Origin of the sequence: Solibacillus sp. FSL H8-0523, assembly GCF_038051985.1 — a bacterium.
Classification (GTDB): Bacteria; Bacillota; Bacilli; order Bacillales_A; family Planococcaceae; genus Solibacillus.
Genome location: NZ_CP150291.1, coordinates 1 through 23,863 on the forward strand (window position 1 = coordinate 1; position 23,863 = coordinate 23,863).

Genomic DNA, 23,863 nt, shown 5'->3' on the forward strand with positions numbered 1-23,863 from the left:
TTGGAACATTTAGAAACTCTATGGAACGCAGTACTTACCCAAGCTGAACAAAAAATTTCAAAACCGAGCTTCGATACATGGCTAAAATCGACAAAATTACTCGCACACAGCGGCACAAACGTAACGATTTCAGCACCTAACTCTTTTGCCCGTGATTGGCTTGAACAATACTACATTCATATGATTACAGGAATTTTAAACGAGTTAACCGGCGAAGATTTGGTCATTAAATTTGTCGTTCAGAAGGATCAAATCGCAGATGATTTCGAACTACCACCACCGATTACACAAGCAAAGTCAAATGAAAACTCAGACATTTCACCAGGTATGCTGAACCCAAAGTATACATTTGATACGTTCGTTATTGGCTCTGGTAACCGCTTCGCACACGCAGCGAGCTTGGCGGTCGCAGAAGCACCTGCAAAAGCATACAATCCCTTCTTCATCTACGGGGGCGTAGGTTTAGGCAAAACACACTTAATGCACGCAATTGGTCATTATGTAAAAGAACATAACCCAAAGGCGAATGTCGTGTATTTGTCATCCGAAAAATTTACAAATGAGTTTATTAACTCGATTCGTGACAACAAAGCAATTGATTTCCGCAATAAATACCGAAACGTCGACGTTTTACTAATTGATGATATTCAATTTTTAGCTGGGAAAGAATCAACACAAGAGGAATTTTTCCATACGTTTAATACGTTGCATGAAGAATCAAAGCAAATCGTCATTTCAAGTGACCGACCTCCTAAGGAAATTCCTACATTAGAGGATCGTTTACGTTCTCGCTTTGAGTGGGGTTTAATTACAGACATCGCACCACCTGATTTAGAAACGCGTATTGCGATTTTACGCAAAAAGGCAAAAGCAGATGGACTAGATATTCCAAATGAAGTTATGCTCTATATCGCCAATCAAGTCGACACGAACATTCGTGAGTTAGAGGGCGCGTTAATTCGCGTTGTTGCTTACTCTTCTTTAGTAAACAAAGATGTAACGCCGGAGCTCGCTGCTGAAGCATTAAAGGACATTATGCCAAACGCTAAACCGCGTAAAGTGTCCATTTTAGACATTCAAACAGCCACTGGAGAGCACTTTAGCATTCGTTTAGAGGACTTTTCAGCAAAACGTCGTACGAAGTCAATTGCATTCCCACGCCAAGTCGCGATGTACTTATCACGTGAGCTTACAGACTTTTCATTACCAAAAATCGGCGAAGAATTTGGTGGCCGTGACCATACAACAGTTATTCACGCACATGAAAAGATTTCTTCTTTACTGAAAATAGATCAACAATTACAGCAAGATATTAAACAAATTCGTAGCATGTTAGGCAAATAAACCTGTGTATAAGTCGTTTAGTTTCTCACAGCATTGTTCACAACTTATCAACATGTGAATAACCTTGTGTTATCGTGCTAAACTATAGTTATCCACAAATCCACAGCCCCTACTACTATATCTATTAATATCTTTTAATAAATAATTAATTATATAAGAGAGGTAAAACCATGAAATTTGACATTTTACGAGATCGTTTATTAGACGGATTAAACGATGTAATGAAAGCAGTAAGTTCAAAAACAACGATTCCTATTTTAACGGGGATTAAAATTGATGTAACAAACGAAGGTGTTAGCTTAACGGGTAGTGATGCAGATATTACAATCCAAACATTTATTCCTGTAGAAGAAAATGGTCAGCAAATCATTAACATTACAGAAACCGGTTCAATTGTTTTACAAGCACGTATGTTCAACGAAATCATTCGTAAATTACCTACCAACGAAGTAGAAATCGAAATTACAAACAATTTTGCAACAACAATTCGCTCAGGTAAATCAGAATTTAACTTAATCGGTTTAGATTCAACAGAATATCCACAGCTTCCAGAAGTCGCTGCTGATAAACAATTTGCGATTCCAGCGGATCTTTTAAAATCAATTATCCGTGAAACAGGATTTGCCGTAGCTACTTCAGAAAGTCGCCCCGTGTTGACAGGTGTAAACTGGAAAGTAGAAGCGAATGAATTAATATGCGTTGCAACGGATAGTCACCGTCTTGCTCGACGCAAAGTAAATCTTGAAAACTTACCAACTGATGTGACTTCCGTTGTGATTCCAGGAAAAAGTTTAAATGAATTAAGCAAAATTCTAGATGATACAAATAACCCAGTTCAAATTGTATTAACAAATCAACAAGTGTTATTTAAAACAGACGATGTTTTATTCTTCTCTCGTTTACTAGAGGGCAACTATCCAGATACCTCTCGTTTAATTCCAGATGATTTTAAAACAAGCATCACGATTAACGGCAAATCGTTACTTCAGGCAATTGACCGTGCATCACTTTTAGCACGTGAAGATCGTAATAACGTTGTACGTTTTGAAACATTAGAAGACCAAACAATTGAAGTATCTTCAAACTCACCTGAAATCGGTAAAGTAGAAGAGCAAATTCAAGTTGAAAACCTTGAAGGTGAATCACTTAAGATTTCATTTAGTGCGAAATACATGATGGAAGCATTAAAAGCAATAGATGGACAAGATGTTGTCATTGAATTTACTGGTGCAATGCGCCCGTTCATCTTACGTTCAGCTTTAGACGATGCAATTTTACAATTAATTTTACCGGTACGTACGTATTAATTTCATACGAAAATAGAAAGGAACGGTCTTGAACTTGTTAATGAGACCGTTCCTTTTTTACTTATGAGCAAATTTTAGGTATGATAGAATGATAAGACTTTATATAAAGCGGAGGATGAATTACATTGAACGAATTAAAAATTAATAGAGAATATATTACGCTAGGTCAAGCGTTAAAAATGACAGATACAATTAGCTCTGGTGGTATGGCCAAATGGTTTTTAAGTGAACATGAGGTATTTGTGAACGGTGAAGCCGAGAATCGTCGTGGGAAAAAATTACGTCATGATGATGTCATTAACATTCCAGGTGTGGGTCGTTTCAAAATTGTTGATGAATTTATTGTAAACGGAGAAATGTAATTCATGAATATCGAGCGCTTGCAGCTAACGAATTATCGTAATTATGAATCGCTCACATTGGATTTTTCAGACAAAATTAATGTTTTTATTGGGGAAAATGCTCAAGGAAAAACAAATGTTATGGAATCGATTTATGTATTAGCGATGGCCAAGTCTCACCGTACTGCGAACGATAAAGAATTGATACGTTGGGATGCGGATTATGGTAAAATAGAAGGTGTAATTAATAAGCGTTACGGTAGTATACCGATTGAATTAACGATTTCCAAAAAGGGCAAAAAAGGCAAAATCAATCATCTCGAACAAACAAAGCTAAGTAACTATATTGGTCAGATGAATGTTGTGATGTTTGCACCGGAGGATTTAAATATCGTCAAAGGAAGTCCGCAAATTCGCCGTCGATTTATCGATATGGAAATCGGGCAAATTTCGCCTGTTTACTTACATGATTTACTAACCTTTCAAAAGATATTAAAACAACGTAATCATTTATTAAAAAGTAATCATGGAAAAGCAGCACTCGCAAGCGACGTGATGTTTGAAATTTATACGGAACAATATATAAGTGCAGCGGTAAAAATTATCCGTAAACGATTTCAGTTTATGGAGCTACTGCAAGCATGGGCAGAACCAATTCATGAAGGCATTTCGCGCGGATTAGAAAAGCTTGTGATTAAATATCGTCCGGTTAGTGGGATCGATGCAAGCTTGAGCGAAGAAGAAATGCGTAACTATTTAAAGCAAAAGCTTGATGAAGTGAAAATGCGTGAAATTGATCGTGGTGTCACGTTAATCGGCCCACATCGTGATGATTTGCAGTTTTTTGTGAATGACTACGATGTGCAAGTATATGGTTCACAAGGGCAACAGCGTACAACAGCACTGTCACTGAAGCTCGCTGAAATTGAGCTTATTAAACAAGAAACTAAAGAAACACCGATATTATTATTAGACGATGTATTATCAGAGCTTGATGATCATCGCCAATCGCATTTATTAAACACCATTCAAGGTGAAGTGCAAACATTCGTTACCACAACAAGCGTGGATGGAATTAACCATGAAACTATTAGGCATGCTAAATTATTCCACGTAAAACAAGGTACAATTGAACAATAGATACGCATATTTTTATGCATAAAAATAGAAAAGAAGCCCAATGATCGTTATGAAGGAGTAGGTGAACTATAGTGACTTTAGAAGATAATAAAGTCCAGCATTCTTATGATGCTGAGCAAATTCAAGTACTAGAAGGTTTAGAAGCTGTTCGTAAACGTCCTGGTATGTATATTGGCTCAACAAGTGCAAAAGGATTGCACCATTTAGTATGGGAAATCGTTGACAACAGTATTGACGAAGCGTTAGCTGGTTATTGTACAGACATTAAAGTAACAATCGAACAAGATAATTGGATTCGTGTAGAAGATAATGGTCGAGGTATTCCAGTAGATAATCAAGAAAAAATGGGTATGCCCGCTGTTGAAGTAATTATGACTGTCCTACATGCCGGTGGTAAATTCGGTGGTGGGGGCTACAAAGTTTCAGGTGGTCTTCACGGTGTAGGTGCTTCTGTAGTAAACGCATTATCAAGTGAGACAATCGTTCAAGTACACCGTGATGAAAAAATTCACGAAATTCGATTTGAGCGCGGTCATACAAAGCAAAAATTAATGGTCATCGGTGAAACAGATCGTACAGGTACGACAACACGTTTTAAAGCCGATATTGAAATTTTTAAAGAAACACAAGTCTATGAATACGACATTTTAGCAACACGTATTCGTGAATTAGCATATTTAAACCGTGGTATCAGTATTTCAATTGCAGATGAACGTGAAGGTCAAGAGCGTTCTGAAACGTTCCATTTTGAAGGCGGTATCCGTGAATACGTTGAACACATTAACAAAAACAAAGAACCAATTCATACACCAATCGATGTATTTGGTGAAAAGGAAGGTATTTCTGTTGAAATCGCTATGCAATACAATGCCGGCTTCAATTCAACAATTATGTCATTCGCTAACAACATCAACACGTACGAAGGCGGTACGCATGAATCCGGTTTTAAAACAGCGTTAACACGTGTGATTAACGACTATGCGCGTAAATCCAACATAATTAAAGAAGCGGATGCCAACCTTACAGGGGAAGATGTACGTGAAGGTTTAATCGCAATCGTATCAATCAAACATCCAGATCCTCAATTTGAAGGCCAAACGAAAACGAAGCTTGGAAACTCAGAGGTAAGTCAAATTACCAATGCGCTATTCTCTGAAGGCTTTGAACGTTTCTTACTAGAAAACCCGAGTGTTGCGCGTCAAGTTGTTGAAAAAGGTACGATGGCAGCACGTGCCCGTGTAGCTGCGAAAAAAGCACGTGAATTTACACGTCGTAAATCAGCGCTTGAAGTATCGAACTTACCAGGTAAACTAGCAGATTGTTCTTCAACAAACCCTGCTGAATCAGAAATTTACATCGTAGAGGGTGACTCTGCCGGTGGTTCTGCTAAATCTGGTCGTGACCGTCACTTCCAAGCCATCTTGCCACTGCGCGGTAAAATTTTAAACGTTGAAAAAGCACGTTTAGACCGAATTTTATCAAATGCCGAAATTCGTGCAATGATTACAGCGTTTGGTACAGGTATTGGAGAAGACTTTAACTTAGAAAAAGCGCGCTATCACAAAATCATCATTATGACCGATGCCGATGTTGATGGTGCACATATTCGTGTATTAATGTTAACCTTCTTCTTCCGTTTCATGCGTCCATTAATCGAGGCAGGTTATGTGTATGCTGCAAAGCCACCACTTTACCAAGTAAAACAAGGTAAGCACGTGGAATACTGCTACTCAGATGCTGAATTAGATGAAATTTTAGGTCGTCTGCCAAAATTACCAAAACCAAACGTACAGCGTTACAAAGGTTTAGGGGAAATGAATGCTACGCAGTTATGGGATACAACAATGGATCCAGAGCACCGTACATTAATTCGAGTAGAATTGGATGATGCTATTGAAGCCGATAAAATTTTCGACCACTTAATGGGGGATGAAGTAGCCCCACGTCGTGATTTTATTGAGGAAAATGCAGTTTACGTGCAAGACTTAGACGTTTAATTTTCTTGAAGTGCGTAGTAAAATACACGCTACAAAGAAATGACAGCCAAATTCGGATGCAATTATGCCTCGGCATAATTGATCAGTTAGTGCAATTGGAAGGGGGCCCTTATTTTGTCTGACATTGAACACGGACATATTGAATCAAGAAATATTACAACCGAAATTAAAACATCCTTCTTAAGCTATGCGATGAGTGTAATCGTTTCACGTGCATTACCAGATGTACGTGATGGGCTTAAACCTGTACATCGCCGTATTTTGTACGGTATGCAGGAGCTAGGAAATACTTCGGATAAACCATATAAAAAGAGTGCGCGTATTGTCGGGGACGTAATGGGTAAATACCACCCACATGGTGACTCGTCAATTTATGACGCGATGGTGCGTATGGCGCAAGATTTCAGCTACCGTTACATGCTGGTAGACGGACACGGTAACTTCGGTTCTGTCGATGGTGATGGCGCGGCTGCAATGCGTTATACAGAATCACGTATGTCAAAAATAGCAATGGAAATGCTACGTGATATTAACAAAGATACAATTGATTACCAACCGAACTATGATGGTAGTGAAAACGAGCCAAAAGTATTACCAGCACGTTACCCGAACTTATTAGTAAACGGAGCTTCAGGGATCGCAGTTGGTATGGCGACAAACATTCCACCCCATCAGCTTGCTGAAACAATCGACGGGGTATTAGCAATTGCGGATAACCCTAGCATTACAACAGAAGAGCTAATGGAAATTATTCCAGGACCAGACTTCCCAACAGGTGGTATAATTCTAGGTCGCTCAGGTATTCGCCGTGCATATGAAACAGGGCGCGGTTCGTTAACAATTCGTGCAAAAGTAGAAATTGAGCAGGCTGCAAACGGTAGAGAAACAATTTTAGTTCATGAATTGCCGTACCAAGTGAATAAAGCAAAATTAATCGAAAAAATTGCCGAATTAGTACGCGACAAAAAAATCGATGGTATTACAAAGCTTCAAGATGAATCAGACCGTAACGGGATGCGTATCGTCATTGAAGTACGTCGTGATGCGAATGCCAATGTTGTATTAAACAATTTATATAAACAAACAGCGATGCAGTCGAGCTTCGGCGTTAACATGCTTGCTTTAGTTAACGGTCAACCGAAAGTTTTAAGCTTAAAAGAAGTGCTTTATCATTACTTAGAACATCAAAAAGTAGTTATTAAACGCCGTACTGCATTCGAACTTCGAAAAGCAGAAGAGCGCGCACATATTTTAGAAGGCTTACGTATTGCACTTGATCATATCGATGAAATCATTTCAATTATCCGTGGCTCTCGTAGCGGAGAAGAAGCAAGACCTCAATTAATGGAACGCTTCAACTTATCTGAACGTCAGGCACAAGCCATTTTAGATATGCGCCTTGTTCGTTTAAGCGGGTTAGAGCGTGAAAAGATTGAAGCTGAATACCAAGAGTTATTAAAACTAATCGATGAGTTAAAAGCTGTATTAGCGGATGAAGCGAAAGTAATTGAAATTATTCGTACAGAAATGACAGAAATTAAAGAGCGTTATAACAATCCACGCCGTACGGAGATTACAGCTGGTGGCTTAGAAATGATCGAAGATGAGGATTTAATTCCTCGTGAAAATTCTGTTTTAACCTTAACGCATAACGGCTACATTAAACGTTTAGCAGCGAACACATATCGCTCACAAAAACGCGGTGGTCGTGGTGTACAAGGTATGGGTACAAATGAAGATGACTTCGTAGAACACCTACTATTCACATCAACGCATGATACGATCCTATTCTTCACATCTAAGGGGAAAGTATTCCGTGCCAAAGGGTATGAAATTCCAGAGTTCGGTCGTCAAGCGAAAGGATTACCAATCGTTAACTTATTGAATATTGATAAGGGCGAAAAAGTTACAGCGATGATTCGTGTAGCTGAATTCAAAGAGGATGCGTACTTTATCTTTACAACAAAAACAGGTGTAACAAAACGTACACCAGTGGATCAATTCGCAAATATCCGTACAAATGGTCTAATCGCCATTACATTACGTGAAGATGATGATTTAATTTCAGTACATTTAACAGATGGTACGAAGGAAATTATTATTGGTACACGTGAAGGAATGCTTGTACGTTTCAAAGAGGACGATATCCGTTCAATGGGACGTACAGCAGCTGGGGTACGTGGTATTAAATTACGTGAAGGTGACCATGTCGTAGGTATGGAAATACTGGAGCCAGGTCAAGAAATTTTAGTTGTCACAGAAAAAGGTTACGGAAAACGTACACCTGAAGAAGAGTATCGTCTGCAAAGTCGCGGTGGTCTTGGTCTAAAAACAATGCAAATTACTGAGAAGAACGGTAAAATGTGTGCAGTAAAAGCGGTAGATGGCACAGAGGACATTATGTTAATTACAATTAACGGTATGTTAATTCGTATGGACGTTAAGGATATCTCGGTAATCGGTCGTAGTACACAAGGTGTTCGCTTAATTCGTCTTTCAGATGAAGAGATTGTAGCGACAGTAGCACGTGTAAAAAAAGACGAAGATGTTATTGATGACGAAGAGCTAGAAGAAACAGAACAAACAGAACAATAAAATTCAAAAGCAATCTAGGTGGATTTCCCCACATAGGTTGCTTTTTTTAATTGTAATTTATGAGAATTAAGTTAAGATAGTATAAAATACACTCAATTCGTAGGTATAAAGATCTTCTTAGAATCGTTAGTTTAAAAATGATTTTCTTCTCAATGGTTTAAATATTCGTTACAATTGAATTAACTAATAAATGTAAGGAGTTGTGGATTTGGAAGCAGTATTTATGAGGGTAGAGGAATTACAATTAGGTAAAGTCATCGCAGAAGACGTATTTGCAAATACACAATATCCAATTATTCATAAAGACACAAAAATAAAACCAGAGCATTTACGTGTATTTGAATTGTTTAATTTAAAAATGATTTTAGTTTATAAAGGTGAAAGTATAGAGGAACTAAGTGAAAATTGCTTAGAAAACCAAGTAACCTCCGTTTCAATACCAAAATATATAGCATTCGAAACATATTATAATGATGCAGTGAATCAATTGAAAAAGGAATTTTCAAATTGGGGAGCTGGAGGGAAAATAGATATTACAAAAGTTCGTGGAATGATTATCCCTTTAATAGAGAAGGTTTTAGAAGATCGTTCTTATATATTTGATTTAAACGCTTACTCAAATCCAAAAGATTATTTATATCATCATTGTATTGCAACTGGAGTAATTGCATCGGTGATGGCAAAAAAATTAGGATTTGAGCGTGGAATTACCATCCAGATGGCAATTGCCGGCATGTTAGCAGATAGCGGAATGGCTCGTATCTCTAATCGCATCCGAGAAAAGAAAGTCCAGTTAACGAAGGAAGAATTTGAAGAAGTAAAAAATCATCCTTATTATAGCTTTATGCTTGTAAAGAATTTGCCTGCTCTAAAAGAGGTTATGAAAGAAGCAATCTACCAACATCACGAGCGTTTAGACGGAAGTGGTTACCCAAAAGGAGATCGAATTGGTTCCATTTCGAATTTTGCTCAAATTATTGCGGTAGCTGATGTATTTCATGCAATGACAAGTGAACGGTTGTATCGTACTAAGCAATCGCCATTTAAAGTCATGGAAATGATTAAAGAAGAAGAGTTCGGTAAGTTTGATATAAAAGTAGTTCAAGCATTAGTAGACATTGTTGTTGATTTACCAATCGGTACAAAAATTGAGTTATCAAATTTAGAACTAGGTGAAGTAATGTATATTAATAAGTATGCACCAACACGCCCTCTTGTTAAGTTAATTAGAACAGGTGAAATTATTGATCTTTCTTTAAATCGAGGCCTCTACATTTCACGTGTTATTACCAAAAATATTTAACACCCAAAGTAAAATGGAGCCCACAGTTAACCTATGATTAACTAGGGCTCTATTTTATTTTATTTATTTACGAAAAAGTATTGACGTTAACGAAATGAATTGGTATTATATTAATTGTCCTTAACAAACAAACGAAAATTCAAATGCAACGAAATGAATTTGGTTTTATATTTACAGGGCAATAAATTTTATAACCTGATTCCATCGATTGAATGAAAAAACCTTTTAAATAAAGTGTTGACAAACAAACGAATGGATGATAAGATATAAAAGTTGTCACAAACGACAACAACATGAACCTTGAAAACTGAACAAGCAACGTTAATGAAAAACAAGTTTCTTAAATGAAACAAACAATAGATTACAACTTTAATTAGTTGGATCGCTAGCAAAGCAAATGAGCTTTCAAACTAACTATTATGGAGAGTTTGATCCTGGCTCAGGACGAACGCTGGCGGCGTGCCTAATACATGCAAGTCGAGCGAATGATTAGAGAAGCTTGCTTCTCTCTGATTTAGCGGCGGACGGGTGAGTAACACGTGGGTAACCTACCCTATAGACTGGGATAACTTCGGGAAACCGGAGCTAATACCGGATAATACTTCGAAACACATGTTTTGAAGTTGAAAGATGGTTTCGGCTATCACTATAGGATGGACCCGCGGCGCATTAGCTAGTTGGTGAGGTAACGGCTCACCAAGGCAACGATGCGTAGCCGACCTGAGAGGGTGATCGGCCACACTGGGACTGAGACACGGCCCAGACTCCTACGGGAGGCAGCAGTAGGGAATCTTCCACAATGGACGAAAGTCTGATGGAGCAACGCCGCGTGAGTGAAGAAGGATTTCGGTTCGTAAAACTCTGTTGCAAGGGAAGAACAAGTAGCGTAGTAACTGGCGCTACCTTGACGGTACCTTGTTAGAAAGCCACGGCTAACTACGTGCCAGCAGCCGCGGTAATACGTAGGTGGCAAGCGTTGTCCGGAATTATTGGGCGTAAAGCGCGCGCAGGTGGTTCCTTAAGTCTGATGTGAAAGCCCCCGGCTCAACCGGGGAGGGTCATTGGAAACTGGGGAACTTGAGTGCAGAAGAGGATAGTGGAATTCCAAGTGTAGCGGTGAAATGCGTAGAGATTTGGAGGAACACCAGTGGCGAAGGCGACTATCTGGTCTGTAACTGACACTGAGGCGCGAAAGCGTGGGGAGCAAACAGGATTAGATACCCTGGTAGTCCACGCCGTAAACGATGAGTGCTAAGTGTTGGGGGGTTTCCGCCCCTCAGTGCTGCAGCTAACGCATTAAGCACTCCGCCTGGGGAGTACGGTCGCAAGACTGAAACTCAAAGGAATTGACGGGGGCCCGCACAAGCGGTGGAGCATGTGGTTTAATTCGAAGCAACGCGAAGAACCTTACCAGGTCTTGACATCCCATTGACCACTGTAGAGATACAGTTTTCCCTTCGGGGACAACGGTGACAGGTGGTGCATGGTTGTCGTCAGCTCGTGTCGTGAGATGTTGGGTTAAGTCCCGCAACGAGCGCAACCCTTGTTCTTAGTTGCCATCATTTAGTTGGGCACTCTAAGGAGACTGCCGGTGATAAACCGGAGGAAGGTGGGGATGACGTCAAATCATCATGCCCCTTATGACCTGGGCTACACACGTGCTACAATGGACGATACAAACGGTTGCCAACCCGCGAGGGGGAGCTAATCCGATAAAATCGTTCTCAGTTCGGATTGTAGGCTGCAACTCGCCTACATGAAGCCGGAATCGCTAGTAATCGTGGATCAGCATGCCACGGTGAATACGTTCCCGGGCCTTGTACACACCGCCCGTCACACCACGAGAGTTTGTAACACCCGAAGTCGGTGAGGTAACCTTTATGGAGCCAGCCGCCGAAGGTGGGATAGATGATTGGGGTGAAGTCGTAACAAGGTAGCCGTATCGGAAGGTGCGGCTGGATCACCTCCTTTCTAAGGATTATTTCGGAAATCTTTCCATGGGAAAGATACTCATTAACGTTTGCTGTTCAGTTTTGAAGGTTCATTCTTAATTGAATGAGATACTTCAAAACATTGTTCTTTGAAAACTGGATAAAACGACATTGATAAGTAATAAACAAACAATAGATCAAGAAATTGGTCGTGCAATATCCTTAAAATCTTAAATCTTTTGATTTAAGTTTAACTTTTGGTTAAGTTAATAAGGGCGCACGGTGGATGCCTTGGCACTAGGAGTCGATGAAGGACGGCACTAACACCGATATGCCTCGGGGAGCTGTAAGTAAGCTTTGATCCGGGGATTTCCGAATGGGGGAACCCACTATCTTTAATCGGATAGTACACTCACGTGAATTCATAGCGTGTTTGAGACAGACGCAGGGAACTGAAACATCTAAGTACCTGCAGGAACAGAAAGAAAATTCGATTCCCTGAGTAGCGGCGAGCGAAACGGGAAGAGCCCAAACCAAAGAGCTTGCTCTTTGGGGTTGTAGGACACTCAATACGGAGTTACAAAAGAATGATTTAGGCGAAGCGACTTGGAAAGGTCCGCAAAATAAGGTAAAAGCCCTGTAGCCCAAAAGTTATTCCCTCCTGAGTGGATCCTGAGTACGGCGGAACACGTGAAATTCCGTCGGAATCCGGGAGGACCATCTCCCAAGGCTAAATACTACCTAGTGACCGATAGTGAACCAGTACCGTGAGGGAAAGGTGAAAAGCACCCCGGAAGGGGAGTGAAATAGATCCTGAAACCGTGTGCCTACAAGTAGTTAGAGCCCGTTAATGGGTGATAGCGTGCCTTTTGTAGAATGAACCGGCGAGTTACGATTACGTGCGAGGTTAAGTTGAGAAGACGGAGCCGCAGCGAAAGCGAGTCTGAATAGGGCGAATTAGTACGTGGTCGTAGACCCGAAACCAGGTGATCTACCCATGTCCAGGGTGAAGGTGAGGTAACACTTACTGGAGGCCCGAACCCACGCACGTTGAAAAGTGCGGGGATGAGGTGTGGGTAGCGGAGAAATTCCAATCGAACCTGGAGATAGCTGGTTCTCTCCGAAATAGCTTTAGGGCTAGCCTCGTGATTGAGAATACTGGAGGTAGAGCACTGTTTGGACTAGGGGGGCATCTCGCTTTACCGAATTCAGACAAACTCCGAATGCCAGATATTTATACACGGGAGTCAGACTGCGAGTGATAAGATCCGTAGTCAAGAGGGAAACAGCCCAGACCACCAGCTAAGGTCCCAAAGTAATCGTTAAGTGGAAAAGGATGTGGCGTTGCTTAGACAACCAGGATGTTGGCTTAGAAGCAGCCATCATTTAAAGAGTGCGTAATAGCTCACTGGTCGAGTGACGCTGCGCCGAAAATGTATCGGGGCTAAACGATTCACCGAAGCTGTGGATGCATCCGTATGGATGCGTGGTAGGAGAGCGTTCTAAGGGCGTTGAAGTCAGACCGGAAGGACTGGTGGAGCGCTTAGAAGTGAGAATGCCGGTATGAGTAGCGAAAGACGGGTGAGAATCCCGTCCACCGTATGACTAAGGTTTCCTGAGGAAGGCTCGTCCGCTCAGGGTTAGTCGGGACCTAAGCCGAGGCCGATAGGCGTAGGCGATGGACAACAGGTTGATATTCCTGTACCACCTCCTCACCGTTTGAGAAATGGGGGGACGCAGTAGGATAGGGTAAGCACGCCGTTGGTTGCGCGTGTTCAAGCAGTAAGGTGTGTATGTAGGCAAATCCGCATACTTTAACATTGAGCTGTGATGACGAGTCCGTATGGACGAAGTTCCTGATTTCACACTGCCAAGAAAAGCCTCTATCGAGGTGAGAGGTGCCCGTACCGCAAACCGACACAGGTAGTCGAGGAGAGAATCCTAAGGTGTGCGAGAGAACTCTCGTTAAGGAACTCGGCAAAATGACCCCGTAACTTCGGGAGAAGGGGTGCTCTGTTAGCGTGCAAGCGTGAGAGAGCCGCAGTGAATAGGCCCAGGCGACTGTTTAGCAAAAACACAGGTCTCTGCAAAACCGTAAGGTGACGTATAGGGGCTGACGCCTGCCCGGTGCTGGAAGGTTAAGAGGAGTGGTTAGCGCAAGCGAAGCTGCGAATTGAAGCCCCAGTAAACGGCGGCCGTAACTATAACGGTCCTAAGGTAGCGAAATTCCTTGTCGGGTAAGTTCCGACCCGCACGAAAGGCGTAACGATCTGGGCACTGTCTCAACGAGAGACTCGGTGAAATTATAGTACCTGTGAAGATGCAGGTTACCCGCGACAGGACGGAAAGACCCCGTGGAGCTTTACTGTAGCCTGATATTGAATTTTGGTACAACTTGTACAGGATAGGTAGGAGCCAGAGATCCCGGAGCGCCAGCTTCGGAGGAGGCGTCAGTGGGATACTACCCTGGTTGTATTGAACTTCTAACCCATGCCCCTTAGCGGGGTAGGAGACAGTGTCAGGCGGACAGTTTGACTGGGGCGGTCGCCTCCTAAAGAGTAACGGAGGCGCCCAAAGGTTCCCTCAGAATGGTTGGAAATCATTCGTAGAGTGTAAAGGCATAAGGGAGCTTGACTGCGAGACCTACAAGTCGAGCAGGGTCGAAAGACGGGCTTAGTGATCCGGTGGTTCCGCATGGAAGGGCCATCGCTCAACGGATAAAAGCTACCCCGGGGATAACAGGCTTATCTCCCCCAAGAGTCCACATCGACGGGGAGGTTTGGCACCTCGATGTCGGCTCATCGCATCCTGGGGCTGTAGTCGGTCCCAAGGGTTGGGCTGTTCGCCCATTAAAGCGGTACGCGAGCTGGGTTCAGAACGTCGTGAGACAGTTCGGTCCCTATCCGTCGTGGGCGTAGGAAATTTGAGAGGAGCTGTCCTTAGTACGAGAGGACCGGGATGGACACACCGCTGGTGTACCAGTTGTTCTGCCAAGAGCATCGCTGGGTAGCTATGTGTGGACGGGATAAGTGCTGAAAGCATCTAAGCATGAAGCCCCCCTCAAGATGAGATTTCCCATTACGCAAGTAAGTAAGACCCCTGAAAGACGATCAGGTAGATAGGTTCGAGGTGGAAGCGCAGTGATGTGTGGAGCTGACGAATACTAATCGGTCGAGGACTTAACCACAATTTATGAACATCAATGAACCGTTTATCCAGTTTTGAAAGAATAATTCTTTCAAATAATCTAGTGATGATGGCAAAGAGGTCACACCTGTTCCCATACCGAACACAGAAGTTAAGCTCTTTAGCGCCGATGGTAGTTGGGGGTTTCCCCCTGTGAGAGTAGGACGTCGCTAGGTAATCGTAAAACCACTGAGAAATCAGTGGTTTTTTTGTGTTTTCTATATAAGGGAAAGGGCACTTCAATATGAACCGCAACGAACGGCCATGTGACAAGCAAAGGATAAATTGTATGAACGTTCAGACCGCCTTTTTATATTTCGATGGTAAGACGAATGTTGAAATTGGTGGGATTATCAAGCAGAACACCTATTGATGTAGGATTTGAACCGTATCCAAATTAGACATTTGCTCTGCTCGTTTGGTTAATTAAACGTGAATGGACTGCTTTTTATTTAATGCGTGGGCCTGTCCAAACTATTTGAACACATGGGACTTAATAATACACACCTTACGTCGCTAGCTAAAGCTAACCGAGAAAAAACAAAAGACATTCAAAGAGGAAGGGTTGCCTGCTTTTAAATAAGCTCTTTAATAAAGAAATTGATCATACTCTGTTTCAAGATGAGTCTCTTCTTTGAGATTATTAGGCGATTCGGAAGACGTGGTTCCAAAAGCTAAGCAGCGTCAAATCCCTACATATCGCAAGTATCAAAGTGTAAAAAAACGATTGCAGCTTGTCTTTTTACCGCCACACAGCCCTCAACTGATTTTAATCCAATACTTTTGGAAATAGTGAAAGACAGCGTAATTAATAATGTCTTTTTTCAAGTACACTACAAATTAAGCTGGTTCTCCGTTTCAATTTGTGCACCTTCAAAACGTATATAAACAAGGGGTAATTAACCGTCTTTGTCTACGGTTTTAAAGTTCAATTTATATAGTTAAAAAGTTAAGGTAGAGATGACAAGATAATGTTAAATAAATTCGTGTTTTTATCAACCCTATTTTACTTTACTACTGGGGGAAGCTCTTTCATTTTGAAGCTTTCAAACAAAAATAGTCGAGTATTTATTTACCTAGGAAAACTACAATTAAATAAACATTTATTACTTAAAAAATGGACCAAAGAAAATTCGTTGTAGATGCTAAGTTACCGAAAGGAAACATATTTGATGAATCTAAAAAAGATAAAGATGCTGGAAAGATAACACTAATTGTTATAGATGCAAAAGTATAAGAAATCATTATATATTATTAGACTATCAAAAAGAAACGAACAAGAATTAATGTGAACTATATGATAGAGAGACAAGCCAAGATTATGAGTTGCAGTAAAAAGATTGGATAAGCAGATCATTATTATAATTCTTATTAAAACAGTAAAGATAATTGTTTGATTTTTAAATTGATCGAACGTAACTTTTATTTATTCATAATTCCTTTATTGTACTTACTAAATTATTTTATCTAGCGATGTATTTATATAGATAAAACTGAACAAGATTAACTAGTGAATAGCTATTTGAAATAGAAGCTAGCCGATTTTTTATTGAAATAATCGATATAGGTAAGGGTTTTTACAATTAAAATAAAAATATTAATAAAAACTATTGCCAAGATAATAATATCGTGATATATTATTATAAGTCGCAAGCGCGACAAACACTATCGAAAAAATCATTAAAATAAAGTGTTGACATAACATTTTAAAAATGATAAGATATAAAAGTTGTCACAAACGACAACAACATGAACCTTGAAAACTGAACAAGCAACGTTAATGAAAAAACAAGTTTCTTAAATGAAACAAACAATAGATTTCAACTTTAATTAGTTGGATCGCTAGCAAAGCAAATGAGCTTTCAAACTAACTATTATGGAGAGTTTGATCCTGGCTCAGGACGAACGCTGGCGGCGTGCCTAATACATGCAAGTCGAGCGAATGATTAGAGAAGCTTGCTTCTCTCTGATTTAGCGGCGGACGGGTGAGTAACACGTGGGTAACCTACCCTATAGACTGGGATAACTTCGGGAAACCGGAGCTAATACCGGATAATACTTCGAAACACATGTTTTGAAGTTGAAAGATGGTTTCGGCTATCACTATAGGATGGACCCGCGGCGCATTAGCTAGTTGGTGAGGTAACGGCTCACCAAGGCAACGATGCGTAGCCGACCTGAGAGGGTGATCGGCCACACTGGGACTGAGACACGGCCCAGACTCCTACGGGAGGCAGCAGTAGGGAATCTTCCACAATGGACGAAAGTCTGATGGAGCAACGCCGCGTGAGTGAAGAAGGATTTCGGTTCGTAAAACTCTGTTGCAAGGGAAGAACAAGTAGCGTAGTAACTGGCGCTACCTTGACGGTACCTTGTTAGAAAGCCACGGCTAACTACGTGCCAGCAGCCGCGGTAATACGTAGGTGGCAAGCGTTGTCCGGAATTATTGGGCGTAAAGCGCGCGCAGGTGGTTCCTTAAGTCTGATGTGAAAGCCCCCGGCTCAACCGGGGAGGGTCATTGGAAACTGGGGAACTTGAGTGCAGAAGAGGATAGTGGAATTCCAAGTGTAGCGGTGAAATGCGTAGAGATTTGGAGGAACACCAGTGGCGAAGGCGACTATCTGGTCTGTAACTGACACTGAGGCGCGAAAGCGTGGGGAGCAAACAGGATTAGATACCCTGGTAGTCCACGCCGTAAACGATGAGTGCTAAGTGTTGGGGGGTTTCCGCCCCTCAGTGCTGCAGCTAACGCATTAAGCACTCCGCCTGGGGAGTACGGTCGCAAGACTGAAACTCAAAGGAATTGACGGGGGCCCGCACAAGCGGTGGAGCATGTGGTTTAATTCGAAGCAACGCGAAGAACCTTACCAGGTCTTGACATCCCATTGACCACTGTAGAGATACAGTTTTCCCTTCGGGGACAACGGTGACAGGTGGTGCATGGTTGTCGTCAGCTCGTGTCGTGAGATGTTGGGTTAAGTCCCGCAACGAGCGCAACCCTTGTTCTTAGTTGCCATCATTTAGTTGGGCACTCTAAGGAGACTGCCGGTGATAAACCGGAGGAAGGTGGGGATGACGTCAAATCATCATGCCCCTTATGACCTGGGCTACACACGTGCTACAATGGACGATACAAACGGTTGCCAACCCGCGAGGGGGAGCTAATCCGATAAAATCGTTCTCAGTTCGGATTGTAGGCTGCAACTCGCCTACATGAAGCCGGAATCGCTAGTAATCGTGGATCAGCATGCCACGGTGAATACGTTCCCGGGCCTTGTACACACCGCCCGTCACACCACGAGAGTTTGTAACACCCGAAGTCGGTGAGGTAACCTTTATGGAGCCAGCCGCCGAAGGTGGGATAGATGATTGGGGTGAAGTCGTAACAAGGTAGCCGTATCGGAAGGTGCGGCTGGATCACCTCCTTTCTAAGGATTATTTCGGAAATCTTTCCATGGGAAAGATACTCATTAACGTTTGCTGTTCAGTTTTGAAGGTTCATTCTTAATTGAATGAGATACTTCAAAACATTGTTCTTTGAAAACTGGATAAAACGACATTGATAAGTAATAAACAAACAATAGATCAAGAAATTGGTCGTGCAATATCCTTAAAATCTTAAATCTTCTGATTTAAGTTTAACTTTTGGTTAAGTTAATAAGGGCGCACGGTGGATGCCTTGGCACTAGGAGTCGATGAAGGACGGCACTAACACCGATATGCCTCGGGGAGCTGTAAGTAAGCTTTGATCCGGGGATTTCCGAATGGGGGAACCCACTATCTTTAATCGGATAGTACACTCACGTGAATTCATAGCGTGTTTGAGACAGACGCAGGGAACTGAAACATCTAAGTACCTGCAGGAACAGAAAGAAAATTCGATTCCCTGAGTAGCGGCGAGCGAAACGGGAAGAGCCCAAACCAAAGAGCTTGCTCTTTGGGGTTGTAGGACACTCAATACGGAGTTACAAAAGAATGATTTAGGCGAAGCGACTTGGAAAGGTCCGCAAAATAAGGTAAAAGCCCTGTAGCCCAAAAGTTATTCCCTCCTGAGTGGATCCTGAGTACGGCGGAACACGTGAAATTCCGTCGGAATCCGGGAGGACCATCTCCCAAGGCTAAATACTACCTAGTGACCGATAGTGAACCAGTACCGTGAGGGAAAGGTGAAAAGCACCCCGGAAGGGGAGTGAAATAGATCCTGAAACCGTGTGCCTACAAGTAGTTAGAGCCCGTTAATGGGTGATAGCGTGCCTTTTGTAGAATGAACCGGCGAGTTACGATTACGTGCGAGGTTAAGTTGAGAAGACGGAGCCGCAGCGAAAGCGAGTCTGAATAGGGCGAATTAGTACGTGGTCGTAGACCCGAAACCAGGTGATCTACCCATGTCCAGGGTGAAGGTGAGGTAACACTTACTGGAGGCCCGAACCCACGCACGTTGAAAAGTGCGGGGATGAGGTGTGGGTAGCGGAGAAATTCCAATCGAACCTGGAGATAGCTGGTTCTCTCCGAAATAGCTTTAGGGCTAGCCTCGTGATTGAGAATACTGGAGGTAGAGCACTGTTTGGACTAGGGGGGCATCTCGCTTTACCGAATTCAGACAAACTCCGAATGCCAGATATTTATACACGGGAGTCAGACTGCGAGTGATAAGATCCGTAGTCAAGAGGGAAACAGCCCAGACCACCAGCTAAGGTCCCAAAGTAATCGTTAAGTGGAAAAGGATGTGGCGTTGCTTAGACAACCAGGATGTTGGCTTAGAAGCAGCCATCATTTAAAGAGTGCGTAATAGCTCACTGGTCGAGTGACGCTGCGCCGAAAATGTATCGGGGCTAAACGATTCACCGAAGCTGTGGATGCATCCGTATGGATGCGTGGTAGGAGAGCGTTCTAAGGGCGTTGAAGTCAGACCGGAAGGACTGGTGGAGCGCTTAGAAGTGAGAATGCCGGTATGAGTAGCGAAAGACGGGTGAGAATCCCGTCCACCGTATGACTAAGGTTTCCTGAGGAAGGCTCGTCCGCTCAGGGTTAGTCGGGACCTAAGCCGAGGCCGATAGGCGTAGGCGATGGACAACAGGTTGATATTCCTGTACCACCTCCTCACCGTTTGAGAAATGGGGGGACGCAGTAGGATAGGGTAAGCACGCCGTTGGTTGCGCGTGTTCAAGCAGTAAGGTGTGTATGTAGGCAAATCCGCATACTTTAACATTGAGCTGTGATGACGAGTCCGTATGGACGAAGTTCCTGATTTCACACTGCCAAGAAAAGCCTCTATCGAGGTGAGAGGTGCCCGTACCGCAAACCGACACAGGTAGTCGAGGAGAGAATCCTAAGGTGTGCGAGAGAACTCTCGTTAAGGAACTCGGCAAAATGACCCCGTAACTTCGGGAGAAGGGGTGCTCTGTTAGCGTGCAAGCGTGAGAGAGCCGCAGTGAATAGGCCCAGGCGACTGTTTAGCAAAAACACAGGTCTCTGCAAAACCGTAAGGTGACGTATAGGGGCTGACGCCTGCCCGGTGCTGGAAGGTTAAGAGGAGTGGTTAGCGCAAGCGAAGCTGCGAATTGAAGCCCCAGTAAACGGCGGCCGTAACTATAACGGTCCTAAGGTAGCGAAATTCCTTGTCGGGTAAGTTCCGACCCGCACGAAAGGCGTAACGATCTGGGCACTGTCTCAACGAGAGACTCGGTGAAATTATAGTACCTGTGAAGATGCAGGTTACCCGCGACAGGACGGAAAGACCCCGTGGAGCTTTACTGTAGCCTGATATTGAATTTTGGTACAACTTGTACAGGATAGGTAGGAGCCAGAGATCCCGGAGCGCCAGCTTCGGAGGAGGCGTCAGTGGGATACTACCCTGGTTGTATTGAACTTCTAACCCATGCCCCTTAGCGGGGTAGGAGACAGTGTCAGGCGGACAGTTTGACTGGGGCGGTCGCCTCCTAAAGAGTAACGGAGGCGCCCAAAGGTTCCCTCAGAATGGTTGGAAATCATTCGTAGAGTGTAAAGGCATAAGGGAGCTTGACTGCGAGACCTACAAGTCGAGCAGGGTCGAAAGACGGGCTTAGTGATCCGGTGGTTCCGCATGGAAGGGCCATCGCTCAACGGATAAAAGCTACCCCGGGGATAACAGGCTTATCTCCCCCAAGAGTCCACATCGACGGGGAGGTTTGGCACCTCGATGTCGGCTCATCGCATCCTGGGGCTGTAGTCGGTCCCAAGGGTTGGGCTGTTCGCCCATTAAAGCGGTACGCGAGCTGGGTTCAGAACGTCGTGAGACAGTTCGGTCCCTATCCGTCGTGGGCGTAGGAAATTTGAGAGGAGCTGTCCTTAGTACGAGAGGACCGGGATGGACACACCGCTGGTGTACCAGTTGTTCTGCCAAGAGCATCGCTGGGTAGCTATGTGTGGACGGGATAAGTGCTGAAAGCATCTAAGCATGAAGCCCCCCTCAAGATGAGATTTCCCATTACGCAAGTAAGTAAGACCCCTGAAAGACGATCAGGTAGATAGGTTCGAGGTGGAAGCGCAGTGATGTGTGGAGCTGACGAATACTAATCGGTCGAGGACTTAACCACAATTTATGAACATCAATGAACCGTTTATCCAGTTTTGAAAGAATAATTCTTTCAAATAATCTAGTGATGATGGCAAAGAGGTCACACCTGTTCCCATACCGAACACAGAAGTTAAGCTCTTTAGCGCCGATGGTAGTTGGGGGTTTCCCCCTGTGAGAGTAGGGCGTCGCTAGGTAATCGTAAAACCACTGAGAAATCAGTGGTTTTTTTGTTGTTATAAATAATTATTTTTGCTTAAATATAGGTAATTATTATGAGTTTCTACTATAGTAATGTACACGCTTACATTGATAAGGTGTATAATTTTAATATGAGTACCATTTCTAAAAAGAATGGTATTAAGCATGCTAAAGGATAGTTATCATTTTGTTTAGATATTATTTTATATGGGCAAAATGATAAATTAATTAGTAGGAATTTATTAGCTGAACTAGAGAATACCAATGGGATTTTAATATTCCGAATTATTTTACTTTTCTAAGATTCTTGACAGTGGGTGACTACGTTGTTAACCTTACAATAATATTCTTTTCTAATAGGAGGCATTCTCAAAAATGTGGGAAACAAAATTTGCTAAAGAAGGTTTAACATTTGATGACGTATTATTAGTACCAGCACATTCTGAAGTATTACCAAAGGACGTTAATTTATCTGTGCAATTAACTGATAACATTAAGTTAAACATTCCAATGATCTCTGCAGGTATGGATACAGTTACAGAAGCAAAAATGGCGATTGCAATGGCTCGTCAAGGCGGGTTAGGGATTATCCATAAAAACATGAGCATTGATGAACAAGCGGAAGAAGTAGAAAAAGTAAAACGCTCTGAGAACGGTGTTATTACAAACCCATTCTTCTTAACGCCAGAACATCAAGTATTTGATGCAGAGCACTTAATGGGCAAATACCGCATTTCAGGTGTCCCTATTGTAAACAACATGGAAGATCAAAAATTAGTTGGGATTATTACAAATCGTGATTTACGCTTTATTTCAGATTATTCTTTAAAAATTGATGATGTTATGACAAAGGAAGATTTAATTACAGCAGCTGTAGGAACGACTTTAGAAGATGCTGAAAAAATTCTTCAACAATACAAAATCGAAAAATTACCAATCGTTGATGATGAAGGTAAATTAACTGGTTTAATCACAATCAAGGATATCGAAAAAGTAATCGAATTCCCGAACGCTGCTAAAGATAAACATGGTCGTTTAGTAGTTGGTGCAGCAGTAGGTGTTTCTAAAGATACAATGATGCGTATTGCAAAACTTGTGGAAGCGCAAGTAGATATTATCGTAATTGATACAGCACACGGTCACTCTCAAGGTGTATTAAACACAATTAAAGACATCCGTACAGCGTATCCTAACTTAGACATTATCGCAGGTAACGTAGCAACAGCTGAAGGTACGCGTGCTTTATTTGATGCAGGGGCTGACGTAGTTAAAGTAGGTATTGGACCAGGTTCTATTTGTACAACTCGTGTTGTTGCAGGTGTTGGTGTACCTCAAATTACAGCAGTATACGATGCAGCTTCAGTTGCTCGCGAATATGGTAAAGCAATTATCGCTGATGGTGGTATTAAGTACTCTGGTGATATCGTAAAAGCTTTAGCAGCTGGCGGTCACATCGTAATGCTTGGTTCACTTTTAGCAGGTACTTCTGAATCTCCAGGGGATACAGAAATCTTCCAAGGACGTCGCTTCAAAGTTTATCGCGGTATGGGTTCACTTGGTGCAATGGAAAAAGGTTCAAAAGACCGTTACTTCCAAGAAGACGCGAAAAAATTAGTGCCAGAAGGTATTGAAGGTCGTCTTCCTTACAAAGGGCCTTTAGCAGATACAATTCACCAATTAATCGGCGGTATTCGCGCTGGTATGGGATACTGCGGAGCACCTGATTTAGAATACTTACGTGAAAAATCACAATTCATTAAAATGACAGGTGCTGGCTTACGTGAGTCACATCCACACGATGTACAAATTACGAAGGAAGCACCAAACTATTCAATGTAATAATTATAAAATGAACCTTTCAAACGCTACTTTCGTCATAACTTGATGAGAGTAGCGTTTTTTTATTAATAACAGGGCACATTCGTCTATATATGTATGATAAAATGACGTAGACAAGAGATTAAA

General features: G+C 42.4%; 8 protein-coding genes and 6 rRNA genes. All 14 read left to right on the top strand.

The window, feature by feature from the left end:
- The 14 genes from dnaA to guaB all read left to right on the top strand — a co-directional run bounded on the left by dnaA (position 1) and on the right by guaB (position 23,737).
- Positions 1-1,344: a chromosomal replication initiator protein DnaA gene (dnaA, locus tag NSQ62_RS00005; protein ID WP_341321935.1), complete on the top strand. Its 1,344-nt coding sequence runs from the start codon at positions 1-3 to the stop codon at positions 1,342-1,344.
- 170 nt (positions 1,345-1,514) lie between these two features.
- A complete protein-coding gene (gene dnaN, locus NSQ62_RS00010) occupies positions 1,515-2,651 on the top strand; it encodes a DNA polymerase III subunit beta (RefSeq protein ID WP_341321936.1) in 1,137 nt (378 codons plus the stop codon).
- Positions 2,652-2,776: 125 nt separating this feature from the next.
- Positions 2,777-3,013 carry a S4 domain-containing protein YaaA gene (gene yaaA / locus NSQ62_RS00015; RefSeq protein ID WP_341321937.1) on the top strand — a complete coding sequence of 79 codons (237 nt, stop codon included), beginning with the start codon at positions 2,777-2,779 and terminating at the stop codon, positions 3,011-3,013.
- Between the two features lie 3 nt (positions 3,014-3,016).
- Positions 3,017-4,132 (top strand): DNA replication/repair protein RecF, encoded by a 1,116-nt coding sequence (gene recF / locus NSQ62_RS00020; protein WP_341321938.1) that lies wholly within the window; start codon positions 3,017-3,019, stop codon positions 4,130-4,132.
- 71 nt (positions 4,133-4,203) lie between these two features.
- Complete coding sequence (gyrB, locus tag NSQ62_RS00025; RefSeq protein WP_341321939.1) at positions 4,204-6,129, top strand: DNA topoisomerase (ATP-hydrolyzing) subunit B; 1,926 nt, start codon at positions 4,204-4,206, stop codon at positions 6,127-6,129.
- Positions 6,130-6,243: 114 nt separating this feature from the next.
- On the top strand, positions 6,244-8,724 hold the full coding sequence (gyrA, locus tag NSQ62_RS00030; RefSeq protein ID WP_341321940.1) for a DNA gyrase subunit A: 2,481 nt from the start codon (positions 6,244-6,246) through the stop codon (positions 8,722-8,724).
- Positions 8,725-8,926: 202 nt separating this feature from the next.
- The gene (locus tag NSQ62_RS00035; protein ID WP_341321941.1) at positions 8,927-10,027 is read left to right on the top strand and encodes an HD-GYP domain-containing protein; all 1,101 of its coding nucleotides are present in this window, start codon (positions 8,927-8,929) and stop codon (positions 10,025-10,027) included.
- Between the two features lie 416 nt (positions 10,028-10,443).
- Positions 10,444-11,998: ribosomal RNA gene (locus tag NSQ62_RS00040) — 16S ribosomal RNA — on the top strand.
- A 219-nt stretch (positions 11,999-12,217) separates the two neighbouring features.
- A 23S ribosomal RNA gene (locus tag NSQ62_RS00045) occupies positions 12,218-15,145 on the top strand.
- A 59-nt stretch (positions 15,146-15,204) separates the two neighbouring features.
- Positions 15,205-15,320, top strand: a 5S ribosomal RNA gene (gene rrf / locus NSQ62_RS00050).
- Between the two features lie 1,697 nt (positions 15,321-17,017).
- Positions 17,018-18,572, top strand: a 16S ribosomal RNA gene (locus NSQ62_RS00055).
- A gap of 219 nt (positions 18,573-18,791) precedes the next feature.
- Positions 18,792-21,719 (top strand): 23S ribosomal RNA (locus NSQ62_RS00060).
- Between the two features lie 59 nt (positions 21,720-21,778).
- Positions 21,779-21,894: ribosomal RNA gene (rrf, locus tag NSQ62_RS00065) — 5S ribosomal RNA — on the top strand.
- Together the 16S, 23S and 5S rRNA genes form the textbook arrangement of a ribosomal RNA operon.
- Positions 21,895-22,273: 379 nt before the next feature.
- Complete coding sequence (gene guaB, locus NSQ62_RS00070) at positions 22,274-23,737, top strand: IMP dehydrogenase (RefSeq protein ID WP_341321942.1); 1,464 nt, start codon at positions 22,274-22,276, stop codon at positions 23,735-23,737.
- Positions 23,738-23,863 lie beyond the last annotated feature (126 nt).